Genomic DNA, 24710 nt, shown 5'->3' on the forward strand with positions numbered 1-24710 from the left:
AGTATCGGAGCCCTCGTTCTTTATTTCTTTTAAAGAAAAAGGATGAACAAATGGCATCTCATTTGTTCATCCTTGTTTTATTTCATGACGTTACGGGTGACCCTATAGTCCAATATCGCCTCGTGGATTCTTCTTAATGCCAAATCGATCCGCTCTTTCGGACAGGCAATGTTCATTCTGACAAAGGTGTGCCCGCTCTGACCAAATTTAAAGCCTTCATCAAATTTCACTTTGGCTTTGTTTAAGAAAAACGTACACAACTCTTCACCTGTCATGCCTAATTCCGTGCAATCCATCCAAATAAGGTGTGTAGCCTGTGGGGTAATGCCTTTCAGCTCTGGAAGGTGTTGTTCTAGATAATTCAGTACATACTGTTTATTCTCTTCAAGAACCATTAATAGCTCATTAAGCCATGGTTCGCCTTCCTCATAAGCCGCAATCGTCCCTTCAATCCCAAACACATTCGGTCTCATCAGGCCATAGCCCGTAAGCTTTTCATTATACTTATCTCTCAGGTCTTTATTCGGTATGAGAAGGATGGAGGTTTGAAGCCCCGCGATATTAAAGGTTTTACTTGGAGCTGCACATAGAATACTGCGCTCTACTAAGCTGTCATCCCCTTTAAACAAAGGAATGTGTTCATATCCTTTGTATACCAGGTCTCCATGCATTTCATCTGAAATGATCCAGAGGTCATGTCGTTTAGCGATCGAACCAATTTTCATTAATTCTTCTTGCGTCCATACCCGTCCAACAGGATTATGAGGACTACAGAGAATAAGAAGTTTCGTTCTGGGATGACGTGCCTTTTCTTCTAAGTCGTCAAAATCAATCGAGTATACTCCATCCTCATAAAGCAACGTATTTTTCATAACCGAGCAACCATGGTTCTCGATCGTACTGTAAAAAGGATAATAAACGGGATCTTGAATGATTACACCGTCTCCAGGCTCCGTTAACACGGACAACAATACATTGATACCCGGAATAATTCCAGGGCTAAAGCTGATCCACTCTTTCTCTATTTCCATCTGGAAGCGCCTCTTCCACCATGAGATGACAGACTCGAAGTATCGATCACTAAATGTCGTATAACCGTATATACCATGCTGAGCCTTGCGATTCATGGCATCGACAATGGCAGGAGACACTTGAAAGTCCATGTCTGCTATGCACATAGGAATTACATCCTCGGCAGGAAACGACCATTTCACAGAGTGAGTGTTTGTTCTCTCGATGCAATCATTCCAATTCATATCCTATTACCCCTCTCACATATATCTGTCCTTACTTTATACTAGATTTACTTAATGGTGAATACCTAATTTAAAAATAGGAATCCCCCTTACCTAATTTAGATGAGTGTCATGTCAGATGCTTAATATATTCACTACTTTTCAACGATTTTCCCTTCTTTTTCTTTTCTATGGATATGCTTCATTCCTTCTCGCTTACTTAGCGGCGCGAGCTTTTCTGATTCGATGAATCGCTGTACCGCTTCCGGGTCCGTTTTTGAATACTCCCGGAGTGCCCAGCCTATTGCCTTCTGAATAAAGAATTCCTTTGATTCATTATGCAATAATATGTATCTGAACAGGCGTCCCTGATCTGTTTTTTCTTTATATTTCAATTGATGCAAAATAGAGATCCGATTCAACCACATATAATCTGAATGAATCCATTTCTCTAAGTATGCGTCATCTTCTTCCGTTTGATAGATTTTCCCTACATGCTTGGGAGCAATATGATCAACCGTATCCCACCAGGATTTATCTGTGATTATTTCTTCCAAAAATGGCAGGTGGTCTTTCGTTAAGTGCCTGGATTGTTTGTCCAGAAGGGAAAGAGCGATATACTGACACTCCCTTTGCGGTTCAGACCAAAGGGAACGAACAATGTTGGGCAATTCTTCAACCTGTGGTTTACCGTGTTCCTTCAGAAAGTCCCTTAGTAAAGCAGTACGTTCAGGGGTCCTAATGCCAAAGAATTGAAATTGGTTTCTCATATATGCTTCCATTGCTTCTCGATTTTCACTATTTTGATGCTTTTTTAATAGAGTGACGATTTGACCTGAATACTCATGCCCCATCTTTTTTCTCCCCTTTTTGATTTTGTTCTTCGCATTCAAAACAACTGCTTTTTCCATCCTCTTTTTGCACACCGTTAAAGAACCCCTCTAAACAATAAAGAGGCTTTTGACAGAGATAACAGTAGTCTACCAGCTCTTTCATTCTTTTACTGTATCCTTCTCACGCAAGTAGTATATATAATCCGTGGACATTCCCTTTTCTCCTAATTGCCAAAGCATCGCTGTTATATTTCCACGATGGTACGTTCCGTGATTCACAATATGATAGAGAATCTCTTCCGTAGTATTTTGACATGCATCCCCTATAGAAGTTTTATACGAAATAGTATTATCACGATATTTCCAATTAGCCATTTCCGTGTGTAAGGTTTGAAAATACGTGAGACACTCTGACACTGATGAAAACGTATCGACCTCTACCAATATTTCCTGTTGCTTAAGTCTTGAAAACCATAGAGCATCTACCTCATACAGATGATATAATGTCCTTTCTACGGAAGGAAACACACTTTGAAGTCCCTTATGAAAAATTTCTTCTGGTAACGATCGTAAATAAGACAGTAGCTTGTTCGTTGCCCATATATGATAATCCAGCTTGTTTTCCATTTAATCCTCTCCTGTCAGCACAAACTCTATTCTTACTTCTTTCTTATGTGGAGAAATACCTCTTTTAAACAAAGGCTCTCTTCGCAAAGATTGTTGTTTTTTAACATAAGATCTGCTTCGGCTTTGTCCATTAGTGTTTGCTAGAGGGTGAGGGGAACTGCTCTCTTTACAAGAGGTCAATTACCGTGGCAGCATTGTTTGATTTAACATGAATTTTTTTACTTCTTTGTAGATTAGTTTGTTTTGGGAACAAACTAATCTACAATAGGGCCTTTTTGTTTGTCTATCTATACTTTGAGGTACTTAGAATGTAGTAGCACAGAGTGGATTGCAGCGGAAGGCACTTGACTCCTGCGGGAGATAGAGGAAAGGTCGAGACCCCGCAGGGCAAAGCCCGAGGAGGCTTGACTTCCTCCCCGCGGAAAGAAAGTGCCTGGAGCGGAAAGGAACGGTCCATGTTTTACACTACCTTTACGAATTGAGCCAAACAAAAAAAGAAACAACCCTTAGCTCGCCAAAGGATTGTCTCTTTTTGTCACTTGTCTCATAAGGAAAAAGTGAAGAAGCTTTTTGCTTTGAGGTAATGAAAATCCGACGATGGAACCGAGTCCCAGTGCGATAATGACCGTACCGATCCCGACAGGACCTCCGAGTAACCAACCAAAGAAGAACACGATAATCTCCATCCCATTCCGTACCCACTGAACTTTCCAGCCCGTTTTTTCAACTACGAGCAGCATCAGGCTGTCACGGGGTCCTGCCCCCAGGTCAGCAGACACATATAGTCCGATACCGTACCCGATTACCACAATCCCAATAGCAAATACAATCGACTGTGCCAATAGCGATTGAGGATCAGGAAGTACGTAATTAAATAAATCTATGAAAATACCAATTAACAACATATTTATAAAAGCGCCGACTTTAGGAAATGACTTCGTTCCAATCCCCGTCACGAACAAGATGACAAAGCCCGCAATAATGGACCATGTACCAATCGTCAGTCCGAGCTGCTTGAAGAGCCCATAATGAAACACATCCCAAGGTCCGATTCCCAGGTCCTTCCCTTTGATCGTCAAGCTTATGCCAAACGCAAGTACAAGGAGGCCTGTAAAGAAGAATGACCAACGTAAAACTAATTCTCTATTCATGAAAATCCCTTCCTACACCATAGTCATTTCATTTATTACCCGGATAACTGTATCACAGAATAATAAACAAAAAAATTTCACAAAGCCTATGGGGTTGGTGGGGTTTAATGAAAAAATAGACGGTCTACTCTTCAACCAACTCAATGATTTCCCCGTCAGGTCCAAAGAAAAAGACCGCTTTCCAGCCTTTTTCAAGAATAATGGGGCCCTCAACAGGTACTAACCCTTTCTCCATTAATAGACCAATCTCCGTTTCCAGATCGATGACTGCCAAGGCTAAATGAAGAAATGTCCGCTTCGGGCCGTTATCCTCCCCAGGCTCTTCGATGAGCTCCAATCGACAATCGTTCTTTTTCATAAACAGGATTTTCTCACTACCCCATTCGAAATACGTTTCCTCTTCAAACCCAAAATAAAATTGATAGAATTCCTTCGATAACACTAAACTCTTTACATTCATCCCAATATGATGAAGTCTCATATCCATTCCCCTTACAAAATTACATTCATGTCGCCAAATTCATGCCATTTATAGTTTTTTAATAGAGCCGTTTGATAGGCGTTCAATAACTTTTTTTCCGAGATAAAAGCCTTTAAGAGATCCAGATGGCTCGCTTCCGGTTCATGCAGCCCCGTAATGAGACCATCTACGAGTTGAAGAGGGGTATCCCCTGATATATATAAGTTTGTTACGCCTTCAGAAGGCTTTAGCTGTCCATTTTGTGTCATGATGGTTTCAAGGGCACGAACGACAGTAGTGCCCACTGCAATGACCCGTTTCCCACTATTCTTTGCCTTGAGGATTTTGTCCACTGTCCCTGAACCTACATGGTATTCTTCAGGATGATTTTTTGGTGTCGGCCAGCGGTCATCCCCGTAATAGCTCAAGCCTGCGTGAAGCTGTATGAACACGATTTCAATTCCTTTCTGCTTCAAGGACTGTATCAACTTCCAAGAAAAGGCCCTTCCGGCAGAAGTCATTTCCACAGACCCGGGGACTGATCCATATACAGTCTGGTAACAATCAAGTGGCCAGGGAGAATCAATATATTCATAACGGATAGGCTCTCCGTTTCTGTAAATAAAATCAAAAAGCTCAACACCACTCTTGTTAAATTTCAATTGCACCAGTGGTTTTTCACTTCCTTCACCCACCATGTTGGCCCGGACTTCCTCTGAAAAACAAATAGGTTCTCCCGCTTGATAGAAGTCTCCTATGATAAGCGCATCCCAGCAGTTATCATCTATTTTTCTGGATAAACGAACTTCGAGATGCCTGTTTCCTTGCTTCCCTTTAAGTGATGCAGGAATGGTCCTGCTATTGTTTAAAACAAGTACGTCCCCTTTATATAAAAACTCGGGTAACTGTTTGAATTGGGTATGATCACATTTTCCGGTCTCCCGGTTCAACATCATTAACTTTACTTCGTCTCTCTCAAATCCTTGTAACTCAATGGGTGTTGATGCGTTTAAATGGGACGGGATATCAAAGGTCTTAGCCAGTTCATTCATTCTCCCCGCCTCGATTCCACTTAAATTCTTGAGCTTCAAATCGATTCCCATTCTCGTTTTCTGAAGCGTCGGAAGCCAGATATAAAAAGACGTCAAGGTGATTACAAGGGTCGGCAAGCGGATAATCACATTCCGGGACTGCCTTTTCGTGCATTTCCGTATCCATTTCCCCTGGATCGACCATATTCACCCGTATCCCTGTATCACTTAGCTCGTCGGCCCACGTTTGAGTTAATCCTTCGACGGCAAATTTTGAAATTCCGTATGCTCCCCACTCAGCAAATCCTGTTTTACCCGCTTCTGACGTTAAGTTAATGATTGAACCCTTTCCCCGGCTGATCATTCCAGGAAGGACTCTTTTCGTTACTAAAAATGGGTTTAACGTATTGATTCTTAGCACATCAAGGAATTCTTCTTCAGGATAATCAGCCAGAAGGCGAGGACCCGGACCAAAAACGGATGCATTGTTAAAAAGAACATCTACTCCACCTAACACTTCCTCCGTTACAGAAACAAAACGGTCTACATCCCGGGAATGAGAAACATCGGCTTTCAAAGCTACCACTTCTCCCCCTAACTTCTTCAATTCTTTCTCAACCTCCAGAAGGGGTCCACCCGATCGTGCACAAATCGCAAGCTTCGCCCCTTCCTTGGCACATTGTACGGCAAGTGCCCTTCCCAACCCTTTTGAGGCACCTGTGATCATGACTACTTTATTTTTCAACATCTTTATTTCCCCTTTCCTAACTCTTGTTACTCACAGTTTATGAAAAATCCCCCTTCGACAAATCATCTAAATGGGGTTGGGAGATATAGAAAATTAGAAGTAGCATCTTATCAGTCTTTTGATGTAGTTTTACAAAAACACGAACATTAACACTAGAATTTTTCTTTATATTCGTGTTATAATTAAATTGAAAATAAATATAGCAGTGACTGGCGAAAATGTGGAATCAACCACAAGGGAGCTGCAAATCTTACAAAACATGAGCCATTAGCCGTTCGCCTGGGCAGAAGGCAAGGGGATACCCTTGTCTTCTTTTACTATAATCAGGAGGGATTGCAGTGGAACCACTAGTATTAGACGGGAAACTTGTTGCATCTGAGGTAAAGGAAAGCCTAAAGTCGAGAGTTGCTGTATTAAAGGAGAATGGTATTACCCCATGTCTTGCTACGGTACTTGTTGGAGATGACCCATCTTCTGCTACGTATGTGAAAATGAAGGGCAATGCTTGCGCGAAGATCGGGATGGAATCAAGAAGGATTCATCTTCCAAAGGAAACGACAACGAATGAACTGTTGGATGTGATCCAGGAGCTTAATCAAGATTCTTCCGTTCATGGAATTCTCTTGCAGCATCCTGTTCCTCATCATATTGATGAACGTGCTGCCTTTGAAGCAATCTCCATTGAAAAAGACGTTGATGGAGTCACAAGCCTTGGATTCGGTCAAAATTCATTAGGGTTTGGTGAATATCCATCCTGCACACCTGCTGCAATCATGAGCATCATCGATTACTACGGTGTGTCTCTTGAAGGAAAACATGCTGTCGTTGTAGGAAGAAGCCCGATTCTAGGAAAGCCTGTGTCCATGATGCTGTTGAATCGAAACGCAACGGTGACGACATGTCATTCGTATACAGAGAACCTGCCTGACATTCTCTCTACTGCAGATATCGTGGTGGCAGCAGTCGGTAAAGCTAACTTCATTCAAGGAGACTGGGTAAAAGAAGGTGCTGTTGTTCTTGATGCCGGATATAACAAAGGGAACGTTGGAGATATAGACTATGAAGCATGCTATGAAAAAGCGAGCGCGATTACTCCAGTTCCTGGCGGAGTTGGCCCCGTCACCATTTCCATGCTGTTAAAACAGACCGTTGATTCTGCTGAGAAATATGGTTCTGTTCTTGAACATTCATAATAAATATCCTTTAAGAGACTGACCCATTATGGGAGCCAGTCTCTTTTTTTCCTATTTCGGACTTATTATTTCTTCATTTCAGGAAAGAATGGTAAGGAATAGAAAGATAAAGGAGCGTACATATGGACACACAACACCAAAATGCTTTTTCCAAAACACCGGAACCCTATTGGAGGGAAACGACTAAACTCCCCCTATTTAAAAAGCTTGATAAAAACATCAAGGTGGACGTAACCGTTGTTGGCGGCGGGATAGCAGGCATCACCACTGCCTATCTGTTAGCTAAAGGCGGGAAGAAAGTAGCTCTCATTGAGGCTAATCACTTATTGAACGGAACAACGGGGCATACAACGGCTAAGATTTCTGCTCAACATGGATTGATTTATGATGAGCTCATCCAGCATTTTGGAGAAGAGTTTGCAAAGAAATATTATCTGTCTCAGACGAAAGCTCTTCAGTTTATAAAAGACACGATTTCCAGTGAAAATATAGATTGTCATTTTTCAGAAGAGGACTCGTATGTTTACGCGACTACTGATCAATACGCTACAAAAATCGAGAAGGAGAACGAGGCGTATCAGAAGTTAGAAATCAAAGGAGAACTTGTCAAAAAGCTTCCCATTGATTTATCCATTAAAAACGCAGTCGTGATGAAAGATCAAGCACAGTTTCACCCTTTAAAATACCTTAAAGCCTTGATTGATTCTTATACGGGACTTGGCGGTCAAATATTTGAAGGAACTGCGGCTAAAACCATTAACGAAGGGGACTCCACTCAAGTTGTGACGGCAGACGGATATCATCTGGATAGTGAGCATGTTGTCATCTGCTCACACTTCCCATTTTATGATGGTATGGGTCTTTATTTCACAAAAATGCATGCCGAACGCTCGTACATCCTTGGAGTAAAAGCGAAAAAGGATTATCCTGGCGGCATGTACTTGAGTGCAGAAGATCCTACCCGTTCCCTCCGTTCTCAAGAGGATGAAACTGGAGAGAATCTCGTCCTAATCGGAGGGGATAATCATAAAACAGGACAAGGAAAGGATACGATGGATCATTATAAAGCACTCAAAGTTTTTGGTGAAGAAGTGCTTGGAATTGAAGAAATTCGTTATAGATGGTCAGCACAAGATCTTATCACGTTAGACAAAATTCCTTATATCGGTAAATTAACGGAAAAGCATCCTTCCATTTTCGTAGGCACAGGCTTTAAAAAATGGGGAATGACGTCAGGTACTCTGGCAGGGCAAATTCTATCTGAACAAATTTTAGGAAATCACCATATTTATGCTGACGTATATACTCCTTCCCGTTTTGTCGCAGATCCAAGCATCAAACATTTCTTCAAAGAGAACCTAAATGTAGCAGGGCAACTCATTAAAGGAAAACTGCAAATACCAACTAAAAAACCGCAGGAACTCCAAAAAGGGGAAGCCGATGTCGTGAACCTGAATGGACGACGCTGTGGAGGGTACCGGGATGATTCAGGAAAGCTGCACGTCGTAGACACCACCTGTACCCATCTCGGCTGTGAAACCGAATGGAACCACGGAGATCACACATGGGACTGCCCTTGTCACGGATCCCGCTTCTCCATTGAAGGAGAAGTGATTGAAGGTCCTGCAAAGAAACCTCTTACAAGGTTTGAAGTGACCGATTGAGGGACGGGCCTTACGATTATTGTCGAATATAGCCCGGGAAATAAAACGAATCCTAAAAGTATTTTGACATATTTTGTCGCAATACACCGAAGAATATTTCCTCGATTATGTCTCAAACTATAAATGCTTGAGTTACTATTTTGGGAGGGATTTTGAATGGGACGCACTAAAAAAGGTAACCGTAATGCTCAAAGTAATAATAATGCTAAACAAAATCGAACAAGTTCTGAATTAGTGGAGTTTACAACCGGGCAAGCGAATACAAAGAAAAACCGACCACAAGACTAGTAACGACTAGCTGCTTGAATGAAGAATAACCGGCAGTAACGCTGCGTCAGGTTATTCTTTTCTTATTTCTCCTGATCCGTTCATCTTTCCGTAGAGGAATCTCACTACCAACCTCGAATACGTTATAGAGAAATTGATTAGGAGGAAAATATGATGCAAGAACAAATGCTATTTCAACAAATGGAATTCATCCGACTTCGCACACTGGCTGCTCTCGATGCGACAACGGAACAACAGGCGGATGAAGTGCCTCCTGGATTCAGAAATTCAATCCGATGGAATTTAGGACATATTCTACAGTCTCAGGAAAACCTGTTATTCTCCTTTGTAGGGGAAAACAACCGTAAAACACTTCCGCCTGAATACGGGAAGCTATTTGGCTTCAATACGAGCCCTGACACCTGGAATACGCTCACACCTCCTACACTGAATGAACTTCGTGAGAAATTGGAGGCACAACCACAAAGGATGAAAGAAGCATTTTCCGGTCGTTTGGACGAAACAGGAGAGAAGCCGTTTGTTCTTGGTGAACATACTACGTTTACCACTTTAGGTGAAGTTCTTTCCTTCGCTAACTGGCATGAGGGCTTGCACCAGGGAACCATTACATCCATTAAGCGAGTGCAGGGAATCGAGAATTTTGGGAAAAGGTTGAAGGTAAGATAGTAAGATAAAAAAGACATGGTGGCTCTTGTGCTACCATGTCTTTTAACTGCCTTTAAACAAAATTAAAAAATCACCATACCCTTCTTCTTCTAATTTCCCTTTAGGAATAAATCGTAAAGAAGCAGAATTGATACAATAACGGAGTCCTTTTGGACCAGGTCCATCAGTGAATACATGCCCGAGATGGGAGTCGGCTTCCCTGCTTCTTATTTCTACCCGGGTCGAACGATGCGATAAGTCATATTGTTCTTTGACGCTTGCATCCATGACGGGCTTTGTAAAGCTGGGCCAGCCGCACCCACTATCATACTGATCTTTAGAAGTGAATAAAGGTTCACCCGAAACGATATCAACGTATAAACCTTCTTCAGTGTTATCCCAATACTCATTTTCGTAAGGTGGCTCTGTTCCATTTTCCTGGGTAACGAAGTATTGCATTTCTGTGAGCTGTTCCTTTAAATGGGATCGATCTTTTGCCCAATACTTTTTCAAAAAATCTTCTCGCCCGGATCCACGCTTATATAAAGCATATCGGAAGGCATGTTCCTTATAGAAATCCTGATGATAATCTTCAGCAGGATAAAACTCGCTTGCAGGGAGAATCTTCGTCACCACAGGTTTTGTGAAAATACCACTCTGCTGCAATTTTCGTTTTGAATCTTCAGCAAGCTTTTTTTGATTATCGTTATGATAAAAAATAGCTGTACGATAGGAGTCACCCCGGTCTTTAAACTGTCCCCCTGAATCAGTCGGATCAATTTGCTTCCAGTATAAATCCAGCAGTTTCTCATAAGGGTACTGAATAGGATCAAACGTGATCTGTACCGCTTCAAAGTGTCCTGTTTCCCCAGAGGTCACTTCTTTATATGTTGGATTTGCGGATGTACCTCCTGTATAGCCGGATACAATTCGTTTAATTCCTTCCTGTTCATCAAAGGGCTCGACCATACACCAAAAACAGCCACCAGCAAACGTTGCTAGTTCCATTTCTTCACCTCTTTCGTTTCACGTGAAACACGCTTCGTTTATAGATCTTTCTCCAAAATTCATCCTTCAAAATATAGATGATAGTGATTCTGACACCCGGGGTTAAAGGAGGCTCGACAATGAGGACATACCGATTGACAATTCATATATTGTAAAATGGTTAACTCGTTTTTACATTCTCCACAAAGAACCGCTTTCGTATTCCACTCGTTCTTTGACCAAATAATAGGGTCATGATCTGCGAGATCGTCATGACATTTATAACAAGGATAATAGGTGTTACAACACTTAAATTTAATTGCTATGATATCTTTTTGGGTTCGGTAATGTTTGCATTTCGTTTTAGAGTCTACTTCTACGCCATATACCTCAATCAACTTTTCAGTCATGTTCATCCCCCTTCATGCAGTAAAATTCGATAAATATAGTCGATTTCCCTACATAAATCTTAAACTAGTTATCTATTACCTATATATTCTAGTCTATTGACCTATCTGTACTATACAATGAATAGTAAGAGAAAGGGAGGGGAAGATTCTTGAAATTGATCGTGTTTGGAGCTGCAAACCGAACAAGAAAAGAAGTAGTGAAGCATATTCTAATGGAGGATCATGAAGTCATTGCATTTGGACTGATACAGCCAAATATAAAGGGACTGATTTCTCCTACGATACGCTATTCGTAAGAAAAACAGTCCCTTTTCATTAATTCATATGCTCTAGAATCCCATTTAAATCCTTATATTCAAAATGAGGTCTTACCCCTAATTCATCCATCACTTTATCCTGACGATTGATCCAAGCCGTATAGAATCCAAAGTTCGTCGCCCCTGCAATGTCCCATGGGTTAGAAGACATAAACAGTACTTCTTCTCTTCTGACCCCAAGCTTTTCAAGAACAAGCTGGTAAGACATCGGGGTCGGTTTAAACTGCTTCACTTCATCAACTGTCAAAACCTCATCCAGTAAATGCCCAAAGGAAGATTGCTCAACGAGAGGAGAAAGCATATCCAGTGAACCATTGGAAAAGATGGCTTTTTGATAAGGTTTCAGTTCTTTCAATACACTCCCTACTTCTTCGTAGTGGTCTAATTCCAAGTAAGCCTCCAGCAATTCCTTCTCTTTTCCTTCGGTAAGATCAACTCCTGCTTGCTTAGCCGCATAATGGAGAGCATCCTTCGTTATTGTAAAAAAAGTCGTATACGTCCCCATTAATTGACGTAAAAAACTATACTCCAACTGCTTCTGACGCCAAACCTGGCTGATTTCCTCCCCTTTATCTGGAAAGAGTTCATTACACTTTTCAATGACGGAATGAACATCAAAAAGTGTTCCATACGCATCGAACACAAAAGCCTTTATATTAAGATTTGACATACGTATCCTCCTCTTTCATTCTTCTTATATAATAGACCATTTTAGATTAATTAAACTTTTTCACACCAAAGCGAATTCATTTCACATTCACGCTTTTTATGATATATTACTTCGAGTATCTAAATATCTAATGGAGGTGGTCACAATGAATGCAGAACCACATGCACAGGCATCTCCTTCCTATACAAAGACGATTCTGTTCTTGAGCTTAACCGTCTGGCTCGTAGTCATGAATACCACCATGTTTAATGTAGCACTCCCCAATGTCTTAAAGGATTTCTCTTTAGCCCCTTCTGAAGGAGCCTGGATCGTATCGGGATATTCCATCGTACTCGCCATTTGTACCATCACGTATACACGCCTCGCAGACTATATACCGATCAGGAGGCTGCTTACCTTAGGCATCTCCATTTTCGGGCTGGCATCGTTCATAGGCTTCTTTGCCCATACCTTTACCTGGCTATTGCTCTCCCGTATATTCCAAGCGGCAGGTGCTGCAGCCATCCCCGGTCTATCCATGGTGTTCGCCGGACGTTTTGTCCCGATGGCAAGACGTGGTCGGGCATTAGCTATGATTGCCTCAGCTTCTTCACTGGGCTTTGGATTAGGGCCCGTCGTAGGTGGTGTGATTACCGATTATTTAAGTTGGAACTATTTATTTCTAATCACGTTATGTGTCCTTGGAATGATACCTGTACTATACCGCTTCCTGCCGGATGAGACGACCAGGAAAGGGTACTTTGATGTATGGGGTGGCCTTTTAACCGGAATCGGAATTACGTTCTTTCTGCTGTTTATTTCAACTTTCCACTGGTATTATTTCGCAGGTGCCGTTGTATTCTTTGGAGGATTGTGGATTCGGATCCATAAGATCGAACTACCTTTTATTCAACCCAGTTTGATACGGGACAAAGGATACCGTCAGATTTTATATATGAGTTTCCTGGGTTTCGCCACTCACTTTGCGATTCTAATCGTCATGCCTTTGATGCTTCAGCATGTATTTGGTAAAAACCCGACAGCAGTCGGATTCATTATCTTTCCGGGTGCGATGCTGTCGGCAGTGGCGGCTATTTATGTCGGAAGATTGATTGATCGTTATGGAAATATGAAAGTGATGTTCCTTGCACATATTCTCCTGATCATTTCAACCGGCATCTTTTATATCTTATCACCCCAAAGTGAATACATGATAATGCTGGCTTATATGTTTACAAGCTTTGGCTTCTCAAGCCTTTCGTCAAGCTCGACCAACGAAGTATCCCGTGTCATGAGTAAGGAGCTTATTGCTTCAGGAATCGGCATGAAACAGCTTACCCACTTCGTAGGCAGTGCGTCTGGTTCTGTTCTGGGAGGAATCATTGTCGAGATGGGAGGAGTAGATTTCCCGGTCCGTTCCTTTCAGAATACATTCCTTGTTCTGATCGGATTAATGACTCTATCACTTATTCTATTATTCTTGTACCGCAAGAGAATCAACCATCAATAAGATCTGGTCCAGGCATTATTTCTGCCTGGATCTTATTTTTTGTAAAAGGCTCTTTTCGTAAAAATTGTTGCTTATTGTAGAGGGAGAAAGTAATAGTTGATTTCCGCTACAGGATGCTCGCTTTCCGCGGGGCTGGCGGTGAGCCTCCTCGGCTGCGCCTCCGGGGTCTCACCTGTCCAGCTATTCCCGCAGGAGTCGAGCATCCTGCAGCGAGAATCAACTTTCTGAGCATGAATCCTTAATGGAAAACAATTAAAACAAGAATTTTAGCAAACAATCTATTTAAGGTAAGTAAAGATTGATTTACCTTTTAAGAAAGAAGAATTTTTTTCTTGCACACCTTGAAGCTCTGTCAAGAAAGTTCTGTTAAAGATGGTGAGGGGAACTGCGACTCCGGCGGATTTTGGGCGTGCCGAGACCCCGTTCGGCTAAGCTGAGGAGGCTCGGCCGAACGCTGCTGCAAGCGGAGCAGTTCCCCTCACCATTCAGCATAAACTGGTTGACAGGGCCCTCGCAGATTCTATATTAGAAAACAACAATCTTTGCGAAAAGAGCCTTGTAAAAAAATAGTGCTCATCTTAGCCATCATGGATTCCTCCGCTACCATTAAGGGTATAGTAAGAAAAAACAGCAGAACAGGGGAATTCAATTGAAAGCAAAGAAAAAGTGGTATAAGAAGAAAAGCTGGTGGATCGGGGGTGTCATCATATTGATCCTTTCAGTCGTCATGATTTACCACCGGGTAAAGCCGTTACCTCCGGGGATATCCTACGTTGGCAACACCTATACCATACCGGAGAAGGATGTTGAGTTCATATACGACCTTACATACCAGAAAGACGGGAAAGAGCACTATGACCATTCGATCTTTAATGAAGTCTATCAAACGATAGAAGAAGCAGAAGATTTTCTTATTCTGGACTTATTTTTAGTGAATGGTTACACAAAAGGGGATCGTGCTTACCCTAAAATCAGTGAAAAATTAACGAAAACGATTCAACAACAGATGAAAAAGAAGCCTGATCTGAAGGTGGTCTTCATCAGTGACGTGGTCAACACCACCTATGGATCACACACCGCTAATCAATTGGAGCCTTTAGAAGACCTTGGGGCTGAAGTCGTTTATACCGATTTAAACCGCCTCAGGGATCCTAACATCTTATACTCAGGGGTGTGGAGGACCGCTCTAGGCTGGTTCGGTCAGGATGGCTATGGTTGGCTACCTAACCCTATGGCTTCATCTGCACCCAAGGTAACCATGAGATCGTATTTGAAACTATTAAATGTAAAGGCAAATCACAGAAAAGTCGTCATTACAGAGAAAGAGGGACTAATTCTTTCCGCCAACCCCCATGACGCCAGCGGTTTCCACTCTAATATAGGATTCAAAGTCAAAGGGGACATTCTTAAGGACATGGTGAAAGCCGAAAAGGCAGTGGCTGCATTTTCAGGAGGGAACATCGAAGCATTTCCTACCAAGGAAGACTTAGATCAGTCTATTAAAAAGCTTTCTTCTACAGAAACTTCCGTCAAAGCACAAATCCTTACAGAAAAGAAGGTTCAAACAAGTGTCGTAAATGCTATGAATAAAGTAAAAAAAGGGGATGAAGTATGGATCGGGATGTTCTATCTTGCAGATCGGGACATTATCGATGCCATAGGGGATGCTGCTGATCGGGAAGTAGAAGTACGATTAGTACTTGACCCTAATCAGAATGCCTTCGGTCAAGAAAAGATAGGGTTACCCAACCTGCCAATCGCATCAGAGCTGCACAACTTAGACAATGACCATATTACGATTCGCTGGTACAACACCAATAAGGAACAATACCATACTAAGTTCATTTATATAAAAGGGGCAAAAGAGAGTACGGTCATCGGAGGATCCAGTAATTACACATCGAGAAATTTAGATGATTATAACTTAGAAGAAAACATAAAGATTGTAGCACCAACTGATAGCAAAACCATGTCAAATATTGATCAGTATTTTAACCGTATATGGAACAACGAAGATGGCACCTACACCGTTAATTATGAGAAATATCAGGATAAACTACCTGCCTTTAAATATGTCATGTATATCTTGCAAAAAATTTTCCAAGTGACGACCTATTAGGTTTAAATTTCACAATAAAAGGGAATTAAATCAGTAACAACACATCACAAAAAACATTACATGGAGGTTAGAAAAATGGGTATTATTTTGTACTTAATCGTAGGTGGAATAATCGGTTGGTTAGCTGGTCTTATATTAGGCAAAAACGTTCCTGGTGGAATCATCGGAAACATCATCGCAGGTATTATCGGTGCATGGATCGGCGGCGAACTCTTAGGAAGCTTCGGACCATCACTTGCAGGAATCGCTATCATTCCAGCCTTACTCGGAGCTATCATCTTTGTATTCCTGTTAAGCTTACTGCTAAGAGGAATGAGAAAGACTACTCATTAAAAACAATAAAGAGGCTGGGACAAAAATTTTTTATCCTAAGTCAAACCCGAACAAACCTGCTTCTTAGTGTGCAGATTTGTTTGGGTTTATTATTTATTTTCGAATCATTTGATTTTAGCTGTTTCCAGCGGTTGATTGGAGTGCAAGACGAAGACTCCTGCGGGAAGAGTAGCTTATGTGAGACCCCGCAGGCTTGCCGAGGAGGCTCACGGGCTACCCGCGGAAAGCGTAGTCTTGCACGGAAATCATTAGCGGTATGAAGAACCTACACTTCTATTGTTCGTCTTTTTATCGTGGTTTTTTAGTTTTGTCCCAGCCTCTTTTCATTTGCCCTTAAAGATATAAAAAAACAGCCAATATTGGCTGCCCTCTTAATACGTCATAGATTTCTTATGTCTTCTTTTATTCCGATACTTCTTATAGAACGGGTAAATAATAGGTCCCCATTTGATCAGTCTTCCAATTAAACGTTTCATGCAGGTAACCTCCTTTGTATAGTAATCTATACCCGATTATGTAGAAAGAAAACATATGCTAGAATAAAGCCAAGACGAATGACGAGGTGTTTCACATGCATATAACAGAAGAATTAGCTTATCCAATCATCTCAAAATTAAAAACCATCGTTAGTACTAATATTAATATCATGAACGAGTCCGGCGTCATTGTTGCCAGCACTGATTCTTCACGTATGAATCAGGTACATGAAGGAGCTCTGTATGTCCTCAAACAAAAAAGACCATTAATCATTTCTGAGCACGATTTAGGTAAGTATCATGGTTCCAAGGAAGGCATCAATCTCCCTATTGAGTTCCTGGGAGAAATGATCGGCGTCGTTGGGGTTACAGGTTCTCCACAAGAATTAGATCAGTTTGTGAAAATCGTGAAAATCACCGTTGAAGTTATGCTTCAACAGGTTCATTTCCACAATCAATTGCAGCATCAAAAAACATTAATGGATAATTGGTTATTAGATTTGGTGCATCCTCATTATTTTGATGAAAGAAAAAATGAAGCATTTGCTCATCACTACTTACATCTTGAAACCAGCCAAAACGTCCAAATTTTGTTGGTTCAGTTTGACGACTTATTGGCTCACTCTACAACCAACCTTCCTTTACCAATGGTCAAAGAAGAGCTATTAAGGAGAATGAAGCTTCAATTACCAAAGGTGCACTTTCAATCCTTCATTACCGACTCCCACTGCGTCATAGGAATCCCTTCAAGTATTTGCCCCACTGAGGATGAGGCGATAATTCTGGCAAAGCGTTTGCAACACCATTTACAGGAAAAGCATGTCAAGGTGAAAACGGCTGTAGGCAATGTATATTCAGGAGTTAGCGGGTACAGAAAATCTTATTTGGAAGCACACAACTCCCTAGAATTACAGGAACGCTTTCCGCAGTTCACCGACTATATTCATATCCAGGAATGGGGGATCATGGATTTCATCAAGCAAATCCCCATTGATGTACGTAAGGAATTTATGAACCGTTATTATGAACGAATCCTTCAATTGAGTACTACCTTGCGACATACACTACAACGATTGTTCGATTGCCAATTAAACATGAAAGAAACGGCGAACTCATTACATATTCACCGAAACACCCTCCTGTACAGGCTTGAAAGTGTCGAGGAACTGACAGGTTTAAACCCACGGCAATTTGATGACGCCATATTACTTCGGTTTATCCTAATTATCCAGGAGATGAATAAAGAGTTGTAAAATATGATTGTGCACATGCACAATCTTTTTTCATTTTTTGGAGAATTGTTTAGATGAATCCACATTGTAACCGCTTACTTAAATTGGTTAAATGAAAGAATAGATTATATTTTCTGAAAAAAGGTGCCGCTATGAATATTCTTATTGCCCCCGATTCATTTAAAGGAAGTTTAAGCTCACTCGAGGTTGGAACTATTATGGAAAAAGCCTTTCTTGATGAATCTTCGAGCTTTAAAACGAACGTCATCCCCATGGCCGATGGTGGCGAAGGAACGCTTGAGACCTTAATTTACGCAACGGGAGGAAAAAAAGTAAAAACGATTGCAACCGGTCCCTTAGGAGAAAAAGTTCCCACAGAGTACGGTGTGTTAGGGGATCAAAAAACAGCCGTTATTGAAATAGCTTCCATTGCAGGGTTACCAATGGTGCCGATTAAAAAACGCAATCCCTACCACACAACGTCGTATGGCATTGGGGAAGTCATTGCATCAGCCATAGAGAAAGGCCATCGAAGCTTCATTATTGCTCTTGGCGGGAGCTCAACGAATGATGGAGGATTCGGTATGCTTCAATCTCTCGGGGTTACCTTCTATGACGAAGAAGGTAATTCAGTCGGGTCCTTCGGAAAGGATCTGGAGATTATTTCTAAAGTGGATTGGAGTACCCTTCATCCCCTTGTAAAAGACTGTACCTTTCACATTGCTTCAGATGTTGAGAACCCTTTATGCGGAGAAACAGGAGCCTCTTCTGTATTTGGTCCCCAAAAAGGAGCCACTAAGAAACAGGTGAAGGCGCTTGATCACCAGCTATTTCACTTCAGTCAATTACTTCAAGATGAAAAAGGAATCAATTTCCGGGACGCAAAGGGTGCCGGAGCAGCAGGAGGACTTGGCTTTGCCTTTCTACATTTAAATGGAAAAATCGAATCCGGAGCAAAGCTTGTTGCTGAAGCGTCCAATCTTTCAACTGCCATTCGGGAGGCTGATTGGATTCTCACCGGTGAAGGACAAAGTGATCATCAAACATTGTTTGGTAAACTCCCCTCCTATATTGCAACCATTGCAAAACAGCACCATACTCCAGTATCACTAATCGCAGGGAGCTTAGGAGAAGGGTATCAAAATCTATATGGAGTGTTTTCCAGCTGTCATTCCATTTCCATTGGCCCAATGGCTCTACAAGAGAGCATCAATCGGGCTGAAGAACTGCTTTACCATGAAACAAGGAACATCGCACGAATTTTACACGTAACAAAGGGAGAAAGATAAAGGGGGAAATCTTATGTCAGGAATCTGGTTATTTACGGTCATTGTATTAGGGGTAGGATTTATCATTTTCACAACGGCAAAATTGAAGCTTCAGCCTTTTCTATCGTTATTGTTTGCCGCGTTCTTGGTTGGTATATTTGCAGGCTTACCACTGAATACCGTCGTAGAAGCAGTCAATGGTGGGTTTGGAGGGTTAATGGGGTATATTGGTATCGTCATCGTTGCCGGTACCATTATCGGGACGATTCTAGAGAAATCAGGTGCCGCTCTCAGAATGGCAGAAGTGGTTCTGCGTTTAGTGGGAGAAAAGAGACCTCAACTGGCCATGTCCCTAATCGGTGCCATTGTGAGTATCCCTGTCTTCTGCGACTCCGGATACGTCATTCTCTCAAGCTTAAAAAAAGCCTTGGCAAAGCGTGCAAAAGTAGCCTTAGCTTCCATGTCTGTTGCACTGGCAACAGGGTTATATGCCACCCATACTCTGGTACCGCCCACTCCAGGTCCTATTGCCGCAGCTGGAAACATCGGTGCCAGCGACTACTTAGGAACCATTATTTTAATCGGGTTGATTGTAGCCATTCCTACGATTCTAGCAGGTTATCTTTGGGCCATTAAGGTCGCAAGTAAAATTGAAATCGAAGGTGAAGAAGAACTGGATCTGGATTATGATGAGATTGTCAAATCCTTTGGGGAACTTCCTTCAACGTTCAAATCCTTTGCTCCGATTGTACTTCCCATCCTATTGATTGGTGCAGGATCAGTCGTCAGCTTCTTTCAATGGAAAGGCGGAGCAGCGGATGTTCTCTTATTCATCGGTTCCCCTGTTGTTGCTTTGCTTATAGGTGTCCTGTCTGCGTTTGCCCTCATGCCGAAATGGAATGAAGAAACCCTGAATGGCTGGGTAACTCAAGGTATGAAAGACGCAACCAATATTCTATTAATCACAGGCGCAGGAGGAGCATTCGGTTCCGTTATCAAGGCGACTCCCGTTGCTGAATTGATTCAAGGAATCGCCGACGGGGGATTACTTTCCGGTGCACTGGTCTTGCTCATTCCATTTATTGTTGCAGCTCTATTAAAATCGGCTCAGGGATCTTCTACCGCTGCACTTGTCATTACTTCATCCCTGATAGCTCCATTACTTCCACAAATGGGGATTGATGGAGCCGTGCCTCTTGCTTTAGTCGTTATGGCCATTGGTGCAGGGGCTATGACAGTCAGTCATGTCAATGACAGTTATTTCTGGGTTGTAACCCAATTCAGCGGAATGAAAGTCACAGATGCTTATAAGGCGCAAACTGCAGCTACGCTGGTTCAGGGTTTAACGGCTCTTGTATTCACTTTATTGCTATGGGTCATCCTTGTGTAACTAGGTCAATCACATCTACTCCATTCCAATTTATTGGAATGGAGATTTTTGTCGAAAAAAGTCAGTTCCTCCCCGGGAAATAATTATTTCTATCATTACAAATCGAAAAAAGCAACTGAACTAGAGCTCAGTTGCTTTTTAGACTTATATTATTTACTACTCTTCGATTCTGCAATCTTCCCCAAGAAAAAACCGTCAACCTCGCTTATTTTCCCACGCCACATGATTTTCCCTTTGGAAGGGGTTGGCTTACTGTCGCCACAGTACACCTTGGTGTTCTTCAAATGAATGAAATGGGATTCAGCGCTCTGGTTTTCATCTACTGACTCGCCGGCCTTGGCCAGCTCCTCACTCAGCTTTTGGGCCACTTCACTGCCATCCTCAAAGGTTTCACTTAATGAGTGGAAGTATTCCTTTGCAGAAACGAGAGTACCTGTTATGACGGCTCCTTTGACGTTTAACGTGATGTCTAATGAAAAGTCATGCTTGTTTGATGCTTGTACAAAAAATTCTAAGATGCTATCCTTCCCTGTACCTGATTCTAAACTCATTTTCACATCTCCTTTTTACGTTAAGCTACTGTATCATCTTCGGTAGAGAGTGTTGTATCTTCTTCTTGATCTTCGTCTTTATCATCATCTTTTTTAGCAGATTTTTTACTTTTAGCGCTTGTCTTGCGGGTAGAACGCTTCTTACCCTTTGAACCTGACTTACCGTTTGATTTCTTCTTGCTTGAAACTTCTTCCTCATCGTCGCTATCATCGTCTTCTTCGTTTTCATCTTCATTAGTGTCTTCGTCTTCTTCATCGTCATCTTCTTCATCTGTCGCTTCTTCTTTAGACTTTTTAGAAGCTTTCTTTCTAGAAGTGGTTTCTTCTTCATCCTCGTCTTCCTCGTCATCACTTCCATCTTCACGAGTCGCGGCAATTTGATTCATTTTCTCTTCTAATTGCTGCAAGCGGTTCTGAAGTTCCTCATTTTCTTGTTTAAGGGCGTCATAGTCCTGGTTCGACTCTTCTTCAGAACTGTTCGTTTCAGCTGAATTTACGGCCGTCTCCGTGTCTTCAGATACTTCCTCATCTTTATCACGCTTAAACAGGTTGGTTGTTGATGATTTTAATGACACAGCAGCTTTTCTGGATCTTTCTTTTGCTGCTTTCCCGAAGTCCAGGCTTTTGCTTTTAATTTTCTCTTGATCGATTCGATCTAAAAGTTTTTTTCCATTTTCAGGTGTTGCCAGATATCCTACAGTTGCTCCCAACAGACTTCCAGCTACGGTTCTCTTAATAGGGCCGCTTCTTCTTGTTTTGTACTCGTTTGTTGAATTCTTTTCTTGTCCTTGATTCTCAACTGTCGTGTTTTGCGTATTTTTTTCTGCCATCGGTAAAACCTCCAATTAGTTTGTTTCCGCCTGGTTCAGACGGTTCGTATCCAGTTTCTTCTCAAGTGATTCCAATCGTTCCTGTAATTTCTTATTTTCCTCTTCAAGTACTTTCGTGTTGTTATCTGCGGCTTTGGAACTTAAATAGGGGTCATTTTCCCACCAGTCCATGCCTATTTCTTTTGCTTTATCTACGGAAGCAACGATTAAGCGGATTTTAATCGTAAGCAGCTCGACATCGGCAATTCCCACCGTAATATCTCCTGCTACGACCACACCTTTATCTAATATCTTTTCTAATACATCCACTATTGTGTTGGATTGTACCGGATGCTCCATTCCCATCATGTAACCTCCTTAATCGGCCTTACATTAAGCTCCCTAAAGGACCAAGGTCTATATTCAAGTCTTCTGCATCAAGACCAAATACCTCTTTTAACTCTTCCATTTTTTCTTCGAGATTCATAAGGGCAATGCCCAGATTCTCCACTTGTTCATCCGTTAAAGTACCGCCTTCAACACGCCGCATTGCATGTCTTTCGACAATTTGCCTTAATAGTTCTACAACGGTCAATACAAGTTGCGCTAAGCCTTGTTCTGCTTTTTCCGGGTCGAAATTAATTCGCCCATTTGTCCCGCTGGCCTGTGGCATGAATCAATCCCTCCCTTTCTTTATCGAATTGATCGGACGTTACCGTTTTACGCGTTCCTTGCTTGTGTTGAACCAATGTCTCAACTGAGGAAATCAGCACTCTCAAATCCAGATACACGAGATCGACACCTGCAATGGATATAATCAAATCTCCCTTTATCGCCACACCTTTATCGAGAATGACATCTAATATATCTATAAGTGCAATATCTTTGTTCTCTATCGATTCTCTTACTGTCATATTTCTCATTCCTTATTTTGTAATTAAGAAAAACTAGAAAAATGATAAGGTGGCCAAGGTCCGGATGCTTCAATTTTCCAACCTGCGTGTCCCAGTTCTTCTTCGTATTGCTTAATTTCCTCTACAAATTCATCAACATTGGATACTGGAAGGAGAAACACACTATTCCAAGCCATATGTTCTTGTCTGCCTGTTACATCCTTACTCCAATTTTTTTTGATATTTCCATGGAGGGAATGTTCCTTCAGTTTTTCATGAACCTCTTCACAGCGTCGATTCTTTTCGTTTTCAAGTTCCCGATCAATCAGCTGATCGATTTTTTTCTTTTCAAAGAACTGCCTGCCCTTTGGTAATTCACTGATTTCTTTTCTTTTGGCTTCGATAGACGGGTTACTCTCGCTTACCTGCTTCTTCAGCAGCTTATCGTCACAGTAGATTTTGACGTTCCACTCTTCATTGCCATCCAGCTGTGTAAAGGTCGTTTCCAGCTTGTTTCGACTGCCTTCAATCGTGGACTTAAGGCTATCCTCGTTCTTGTACAATGTACAGAACTTCAGGGGAATGATGGTATACATCTTTGAAACCATCAGTACGGTTTCGTGATGATGAAACGCCTTTTCCTGAAGCCAGTCCATGTCGTTATCAACTTTGTCCTTAATGGTTTCTTCTGAGTATTCATTCGGTGGCAGATCACAGACAATTGCTGTCACTTCGCCGATTTCAATCGTATATAGTTCACCTTCTCCATCGAATCCTTTCATGGAGGGTAGTGCTTTTTCATTTGCTTCTTTTGTTGGGATTAAGCCGTATAAATAAAGTAAATCGCTCATCTGATCACCCTTATTTCTTTTTCGTTAGTTCTTCCCATTGCTCCATTTCCATCTGTTTCGCAATTTCATATCGTGCTAGTAACTCATCTTCTTTTTCCTGGAATGCTTCCTCAGGAATTTCACCTAATTCATACATCATTTGAAGCTGAATCAACTTTTGTTGAATGGTAGGAAGGTCGTATAATTCTTTGTCTGCTTCTTCTTTAATCTTTTCGCCGACTTTAATGACTAAATTAATTGGTGCACTCACCAATTTATGAATCATTAGCCTTCCTCAACCTTCAAGCGTATATTGACAAAATTGTAAGCCGGCCATGGGCCAGTGTAGTTAAATTCGACCTTATCCTTCCACTTTTCATGGGCTTCGTTCACCTTTTGATCGAAGACTTCTTCCTGGTCCCGATCAATTAAGAATGAAGCGTTGAGAAGCATTTTCTCACTTGAAGGGTCATTTGCCTTTGCTGATACGGCTGTTTCCTCAAGGGGGACATAGACTTCCTGCTTCACCTCATTTTGAAGGGAAGTAAATAGCTTCTGAGCCATTCCTCCAAGCTGAATGCGGTCATAATACGCGGCAGATTCAGATTTCCCTTTAACGGCTGATGCCATTTTTTCTACTTGCGGGTTTTCTTTAACCATCGCTTCCAGCCATTCCTTTTTACCGATAACCTTTAAGCCCAGCTCGATTTTCCCTTTAATTGCCGGGAAAAGGGTTTCGAACTGAGGATAAAGGTTTTCTAGAAGAGCATGCACATCGGCTCTTGATATAAAGACATTCCCGAAGCTGATTGGGATGACCGTATCTTTTTGATCCATCACCCGTGATACGGCACCTTGGTGCATGAGTAAATTCTGCTTCTTAGGATGATAGATTTTCATCGGTACTTCTGCTGCTACCATAGCGGCGTCCTTATATCTGATCGTGAACGTCTCGCGTTCCTCGCCTTCAACCTCAATGGAACCAAATTGATCTTCTTCATCTGTTTGAATGGCACAAAATATATAAATTCCCATTTCTTCCTGGCTCATCATGAAACTCT

At 41.7% G+C, this 24710-nt stretch carries 29 protein-coding genes and 1 riboswitch; of the genes, 11 read left to right on the forward strand and 18 right to left on the reverse strand.

Annotated features, from left to right (window positions below; translation table 11 throughout):
- Positions 1-77: 77 nt before the first annotated feature.
- From F0342_RS04795 to F0342_RS04825, 7 genes are all read right to left on the reverse strand, one after another.
- Positions 78-1256 (reverse strand): MalY/PatB family protein, encoded by a 1179-nt coding sequence (locus F0342_RS04795; protein WP_149154871.1) that lies wholly within the window; start codon positions 1254-1256, stop codon positions 78-80.
- A gap of 134 nt (positions 1257-1390) precedes the next feature.
- On the reverse strand, positions 1391-2161 hold the full coding sequence (locus F0342_RS04800) for a DNA alkylation repair protein (RefSeq protein ID WP_316252583.1): 771 nt from the start codon (positions 2159-2161) through the stop codon (positions 1391-1393).
- Positions 2162-2227: 66 nt separating this feature from the next.
- Positions 2228-2695 carry a DinB family protein gene (locus F0342_RS04805; RefSeq protein ID WP_149154873.1) on the reverse strand — a complete coding sequence of 156 codons (468 nt, stop codon included), beginning with the start codon at positions 2693-2695 and terminating at the stop codon, positions 2228-2230.
- 506 nt (positions 2696-3201) lie between these two features.
- Positions 3202-3846, reverse strand: coding sequence for a YczE/YyaS/YitT family protein (locus F0342_RS04810; protein WP_149154874.1), 645 nt, complete (start codon positions 3844-3846; stop codon positions 3202-3204).
- Positions 3847-3970: 124 nt separating this feature from the next.
- Positions 3971-4327 (reverse strand): VOC family protein, encoded by a 357-nt coding sequence (locus tag F0342_RS04815; RefSeq protein WP_188048405.1) that lies wholly within the window; start codon positions 4325-4327, stop codon positions 3971-3973.
- Between the two features lie 11 nt (positions 4328-4338).
- Positions 4339-5397, reverse strand: coding sequence for an S-adenosylmethionine:tRNA ribosyltransferase-isomerase (locus F0342_RS04820; protein ID WP_262481646.1), 1059 nt, complete (start codon positions 5395-5397; stop codon positions 4339-4341).
- Positions 5351-6085: an SDR family NAD(P)-dependent oxidoreductase gene (locus F0342_RS04825; RefSeq protein WP_149154876.1), complete on the reverse strand. Its 735-nt coding sequence runs from the start codon at positions 6083-6085 to the stop codon at positions 5351-5353. Before F0342_RS04825 ends, F0342_RS04820 begins: the two co-directional genes overlap by 47 nt.
- Positions 6086-6280: 195 nt before the next feature.
- Positions 6281-6377, forward strand: a riboswitch (ZMP/ZTP riboswitch).
- Between the two features lie 46 nt (positions 6378-6423).
- On the opposite strand from F0342_RS04825, the gene F0342_RS04830 reads away from it, so the two are divergent.
- The 4 genes from F0342_RS04830 (at position 6424) to F0342_RS04840 (ending at position 9896) form a co-directional block, all read left to right on the forward strand.
- Positions 6424-7278, forward strand: a complete 855-nt coding sequence (locus F0342_RS04830) for a bifunctional 5,10-methylenetetrahydrofolate dehydrogenase/5,10-methenyltetrahydrofolate cyclohydrolase (RefSeq protein ID WP_395940660.1) — start codon at positions 6424-6426, stop codon at positions 7276-7278.
- A gap of 122 nt (positions 7279-7400) precedes the next feature.
- The gene (locus F0342_RS04835) at positions 7401-8942 is read left to right on the forward strand and encodes an FAD-dependent oxidoreductase (protein ID WP_149154878.1); all 1542 of its coding nucleotides are present in this window, start codon (positions 7401-7403) and stop codon (positions 8940-8942) included.
- A 156-nt stretch (positions 8943-9098) separates the two neighbouring features.
- A complete protein-coding gene (locus F0342_RS25295) occupies positions 9099-9230 on the forward strand; it encodes a hypothetical protein (protein WP_262481647.1) in 132 nt (43 codons plus the stop codon).
- 153 nt (positions 9231-9383) lie between these two features.
- Positions 9384-9896: a DinB family protein gene (locus tag F0342_RS04840; RefSeq protein ID WP_188048406.1), complete on the forward strand. Its 513-nt coding sequence runs from the start codon at positions 9384-9386 to the stop codon at positions 9894-9896.
- A gap of 42 nt (positions 9897-9938) precedes the next feature.
- Here the strand turns inward: F0342_RS04840 and msrB are convergent, their stop codons facing one another.
- Both msrB and F0342_RS04850 read right to left on the reverse strand, forming a co-directional pair.
- Positions 9939-10883, reverse strand: coding sequence for a peptide-methionine (R)-S-oxide reductase MsrB (gene msrB / locus F0342_RS04845; protein WP_149154880.1), 945 nt, complete (start codon positions 10881-10883; stop codon positions 9939-9941).
- Between the two features lie 59 nt (positions 10884-10942).
- A complete protein-coding gene (locus F0342_RS04850) occupies positions 10943-11272 on the reverse strand; it encodes a CHY zinc finger protein (RefSeq protein WP_395940661.1) in 330 nt (109 codons plus the stop codon).
- Positions 11273-11421: 149 nt separating this feature from the next.
- Here F0342_RS04850 and F0342_RS24700 point away from each other — a divergent pair, with 149 nt between their 5' ends.
- The gene (locus F0342_RS24700; protein WP_188048407.1) at positions 11422-11568 is read left to right on the forward strand and encodes a hypothetical protein; all 147 of its coding nucleotides are present in this window, start codon (positions 11422-11424) and stop codon (positions 11566-11568) included.
- Positions 11569-11587: 19 nt separating this feature from the next.
- On the opposite strand, the gene F0342_RS04855 is transcribed toward F0342_RS24700, so the two are convergent.
- Entirely contained in the window at positions 11588-12259 is a 672-nt protein-coding gene (locus F0342_RS04855; protein WP_149154882.1) for a haloacid dehalogenase type II, read from the reverse strand.
- Between the two features lie 145 nt (positions 12260-12404).
- On the opposite strand from F0342_RS04855, the gene F0342_RS04860 reads away from it, so the two are divergent.
- From F0342_RS04860 to F0342_RS04885, 6 genes are all read left to right on the forward strand, one after another.
- Positions 12405-13748, forward strand: coding sequence for an MFS transporter (locus F0342_RS04860; RefSeq protein ID WP_149154883.1), 1344 nt, complete (start codon positions 12405-12407; stop codon positions 13746-13748).
- Positions 13749-14397: 649 nt separating this feature from the next.
- Complete coding sequence (locus F0342_RS04865) at positions 14398-15867, forward strand: phospholipase D family protein (protein ID WP_262481648.1); 1470 nt, start codon at positions 14398-14400, stop codon at positions 15865-15867.
- 75 nt (positions 15868-15942) lie between these two features.
- A complete protein-coding gene (locus F0342_RS04870; RefSeq protein ID WP_113969324.1) occupies positions 15943-16200 on the forward strand; it encodes a GlsB/YeaQ/YmgE family stress response membrane protein in 258 nt (85 codons plus the stop codon).
- Between the two features lie 571 nt (positions 16201-16771).
- On the forward strand, positions 16772-17929 hold the full coding sequence (locus F0342_RS04875) for a CdaR family transcriptional regulator (RefSeq protein ID WP_149154884.1): 1158 nt from the start codon (positions 16772-16774) through the stop codon (positions 17927-17929).
- Positions 17930-18060: 131 nt separating this feature from the next.
- Entirely contained in the window at positions 18061-19197 is a 1137-nt protein-coding gene (locus F0342_RS04880; protein ID WP_149154885.1) for a glycerate kinase, read from the forward strand.
- 13 nt (positions 19198-19210) lie between these two features.
- The gene (locus tag F0342_RS04885) at positions 19211-20566 is read left to right on the forward strand and encodes a GntP family permease (RefSeq protein WP_149154886.1); all 1356 of its coding nucleotides are present in this window, start codon (positions 19211-19213) and stop codon (positions 20564-20566) included.
- A gap of 149 nt (positions 20567-20715) precedes the next feature.
- Here F0342_RS04885 and gvpU read toward each other — a convergent pair whose 3' ends face one another.
- From gvpU to F0342_RS04925, 8 genes are read right to left on the reverse strand one after another with little or no spacing between them, the layout of a single operon-like run.
- Positions 20716-21117, reverse strand: coding sequence for a gas vesicle accessory protein GvpU (gene gvpU / locus F0342_RS04890; RefSeq protein ID WP_149154887.1), 402 nt, complete (start codon positions 21115-21117; stop codon positions 20716-20718).
- A gap of 20 nt (positions 21118-21137) precedes the next feature.
- A complete protein-coding gene (gvpT, locus tag F0342_RS24705) occupies positions 21138-21947 on the reverse strand; it encodes a YtxH domain-containing protein (protein WP_188048408.1) in 810 nt (269 codons plus the stop codon).
- Positions 21948-21962: 15 nt separating this feature from the next.
- Positions 21963-22292 (reverse strand): gas vesicle protein, encoded by a 330-nt coding sequence (locus F0342_RS04900; protein WP_149154888.1) that lies wholly within the window; start codon positions 22290-22292, stop codon positions 21963-21965.
- Positions 22293-22314: 22 nt separating this feature from the next.
- Positions 22315-22599 (reverse strand): gas vesicle protein K, encoded by a 285-nt coding sequence (locus tag F0342_RS04905; protein ID WP_148970611.1) that lies wholly within the window; start codon positions 22597-22599, stop codon positions 22315-22317.
- Positions 22565-22840 (reverse strand): gas vesicle protein, encoded by a 276-nt coding sequence (locus tag F0342_RS04910; RefSeq protein ID WP_044340208.1) that lies wholly within the window; start codon positions 22838-22840, stop codon positions 22565-22567. The genes F0342_RS04905 and F0342_RS04910 overlap by 35 nt, the downstream gene beginning before the upstream one ends.
- A 23-nt stretch (positions 22841-22863) precedes the next feature.
- Complete coding sequence (locus F0342_RS04915; protein ID WP_149154889.1) at positions 22864-23670, reverse strand: GvpL/GvpF family gas vesicle protein; 807 nt, start codon at positions 23668-23670, stop codon at positions 22864-22866.
- A 10-nt stretch (positions 23671-23680) separates the two neighbouring features.
- On the reverse strand, positions 23681-23935 hold the full coding sequence (locus tag F0342_RS04920) for a gas vesicle protein GvpG (RefSeq protein WP_148970609.1): 255 nt from the start codon (positions 23933-23935) through the stop codon (positions 23681-23683).
- Positions 23935-24699 (reverse strand): GvpL/GvpF family gas vesicle protein, encoded by a 765-nt coding sequence (locus tag F0342_RS04925; protein WP_149154890.1) that lies wholly within the window; start codon positions 24697-24699, stop codon positions 23935-23937. The genes F0342_RS04920 and F0342_RS04925 overlap by 1 nt, the downstream gene beginning before the upstream one ends.
- Positions 24700-24710: the final 11 nt, after the last annotated feature.

This window comes from Bacillus sp. CH30_1T, assembly GCF_008364765.1.
Lineage (GTDB): Bacteria > Bacillota > Bacilli > Bacillales > Bacillaceae_B > Rossellomorea.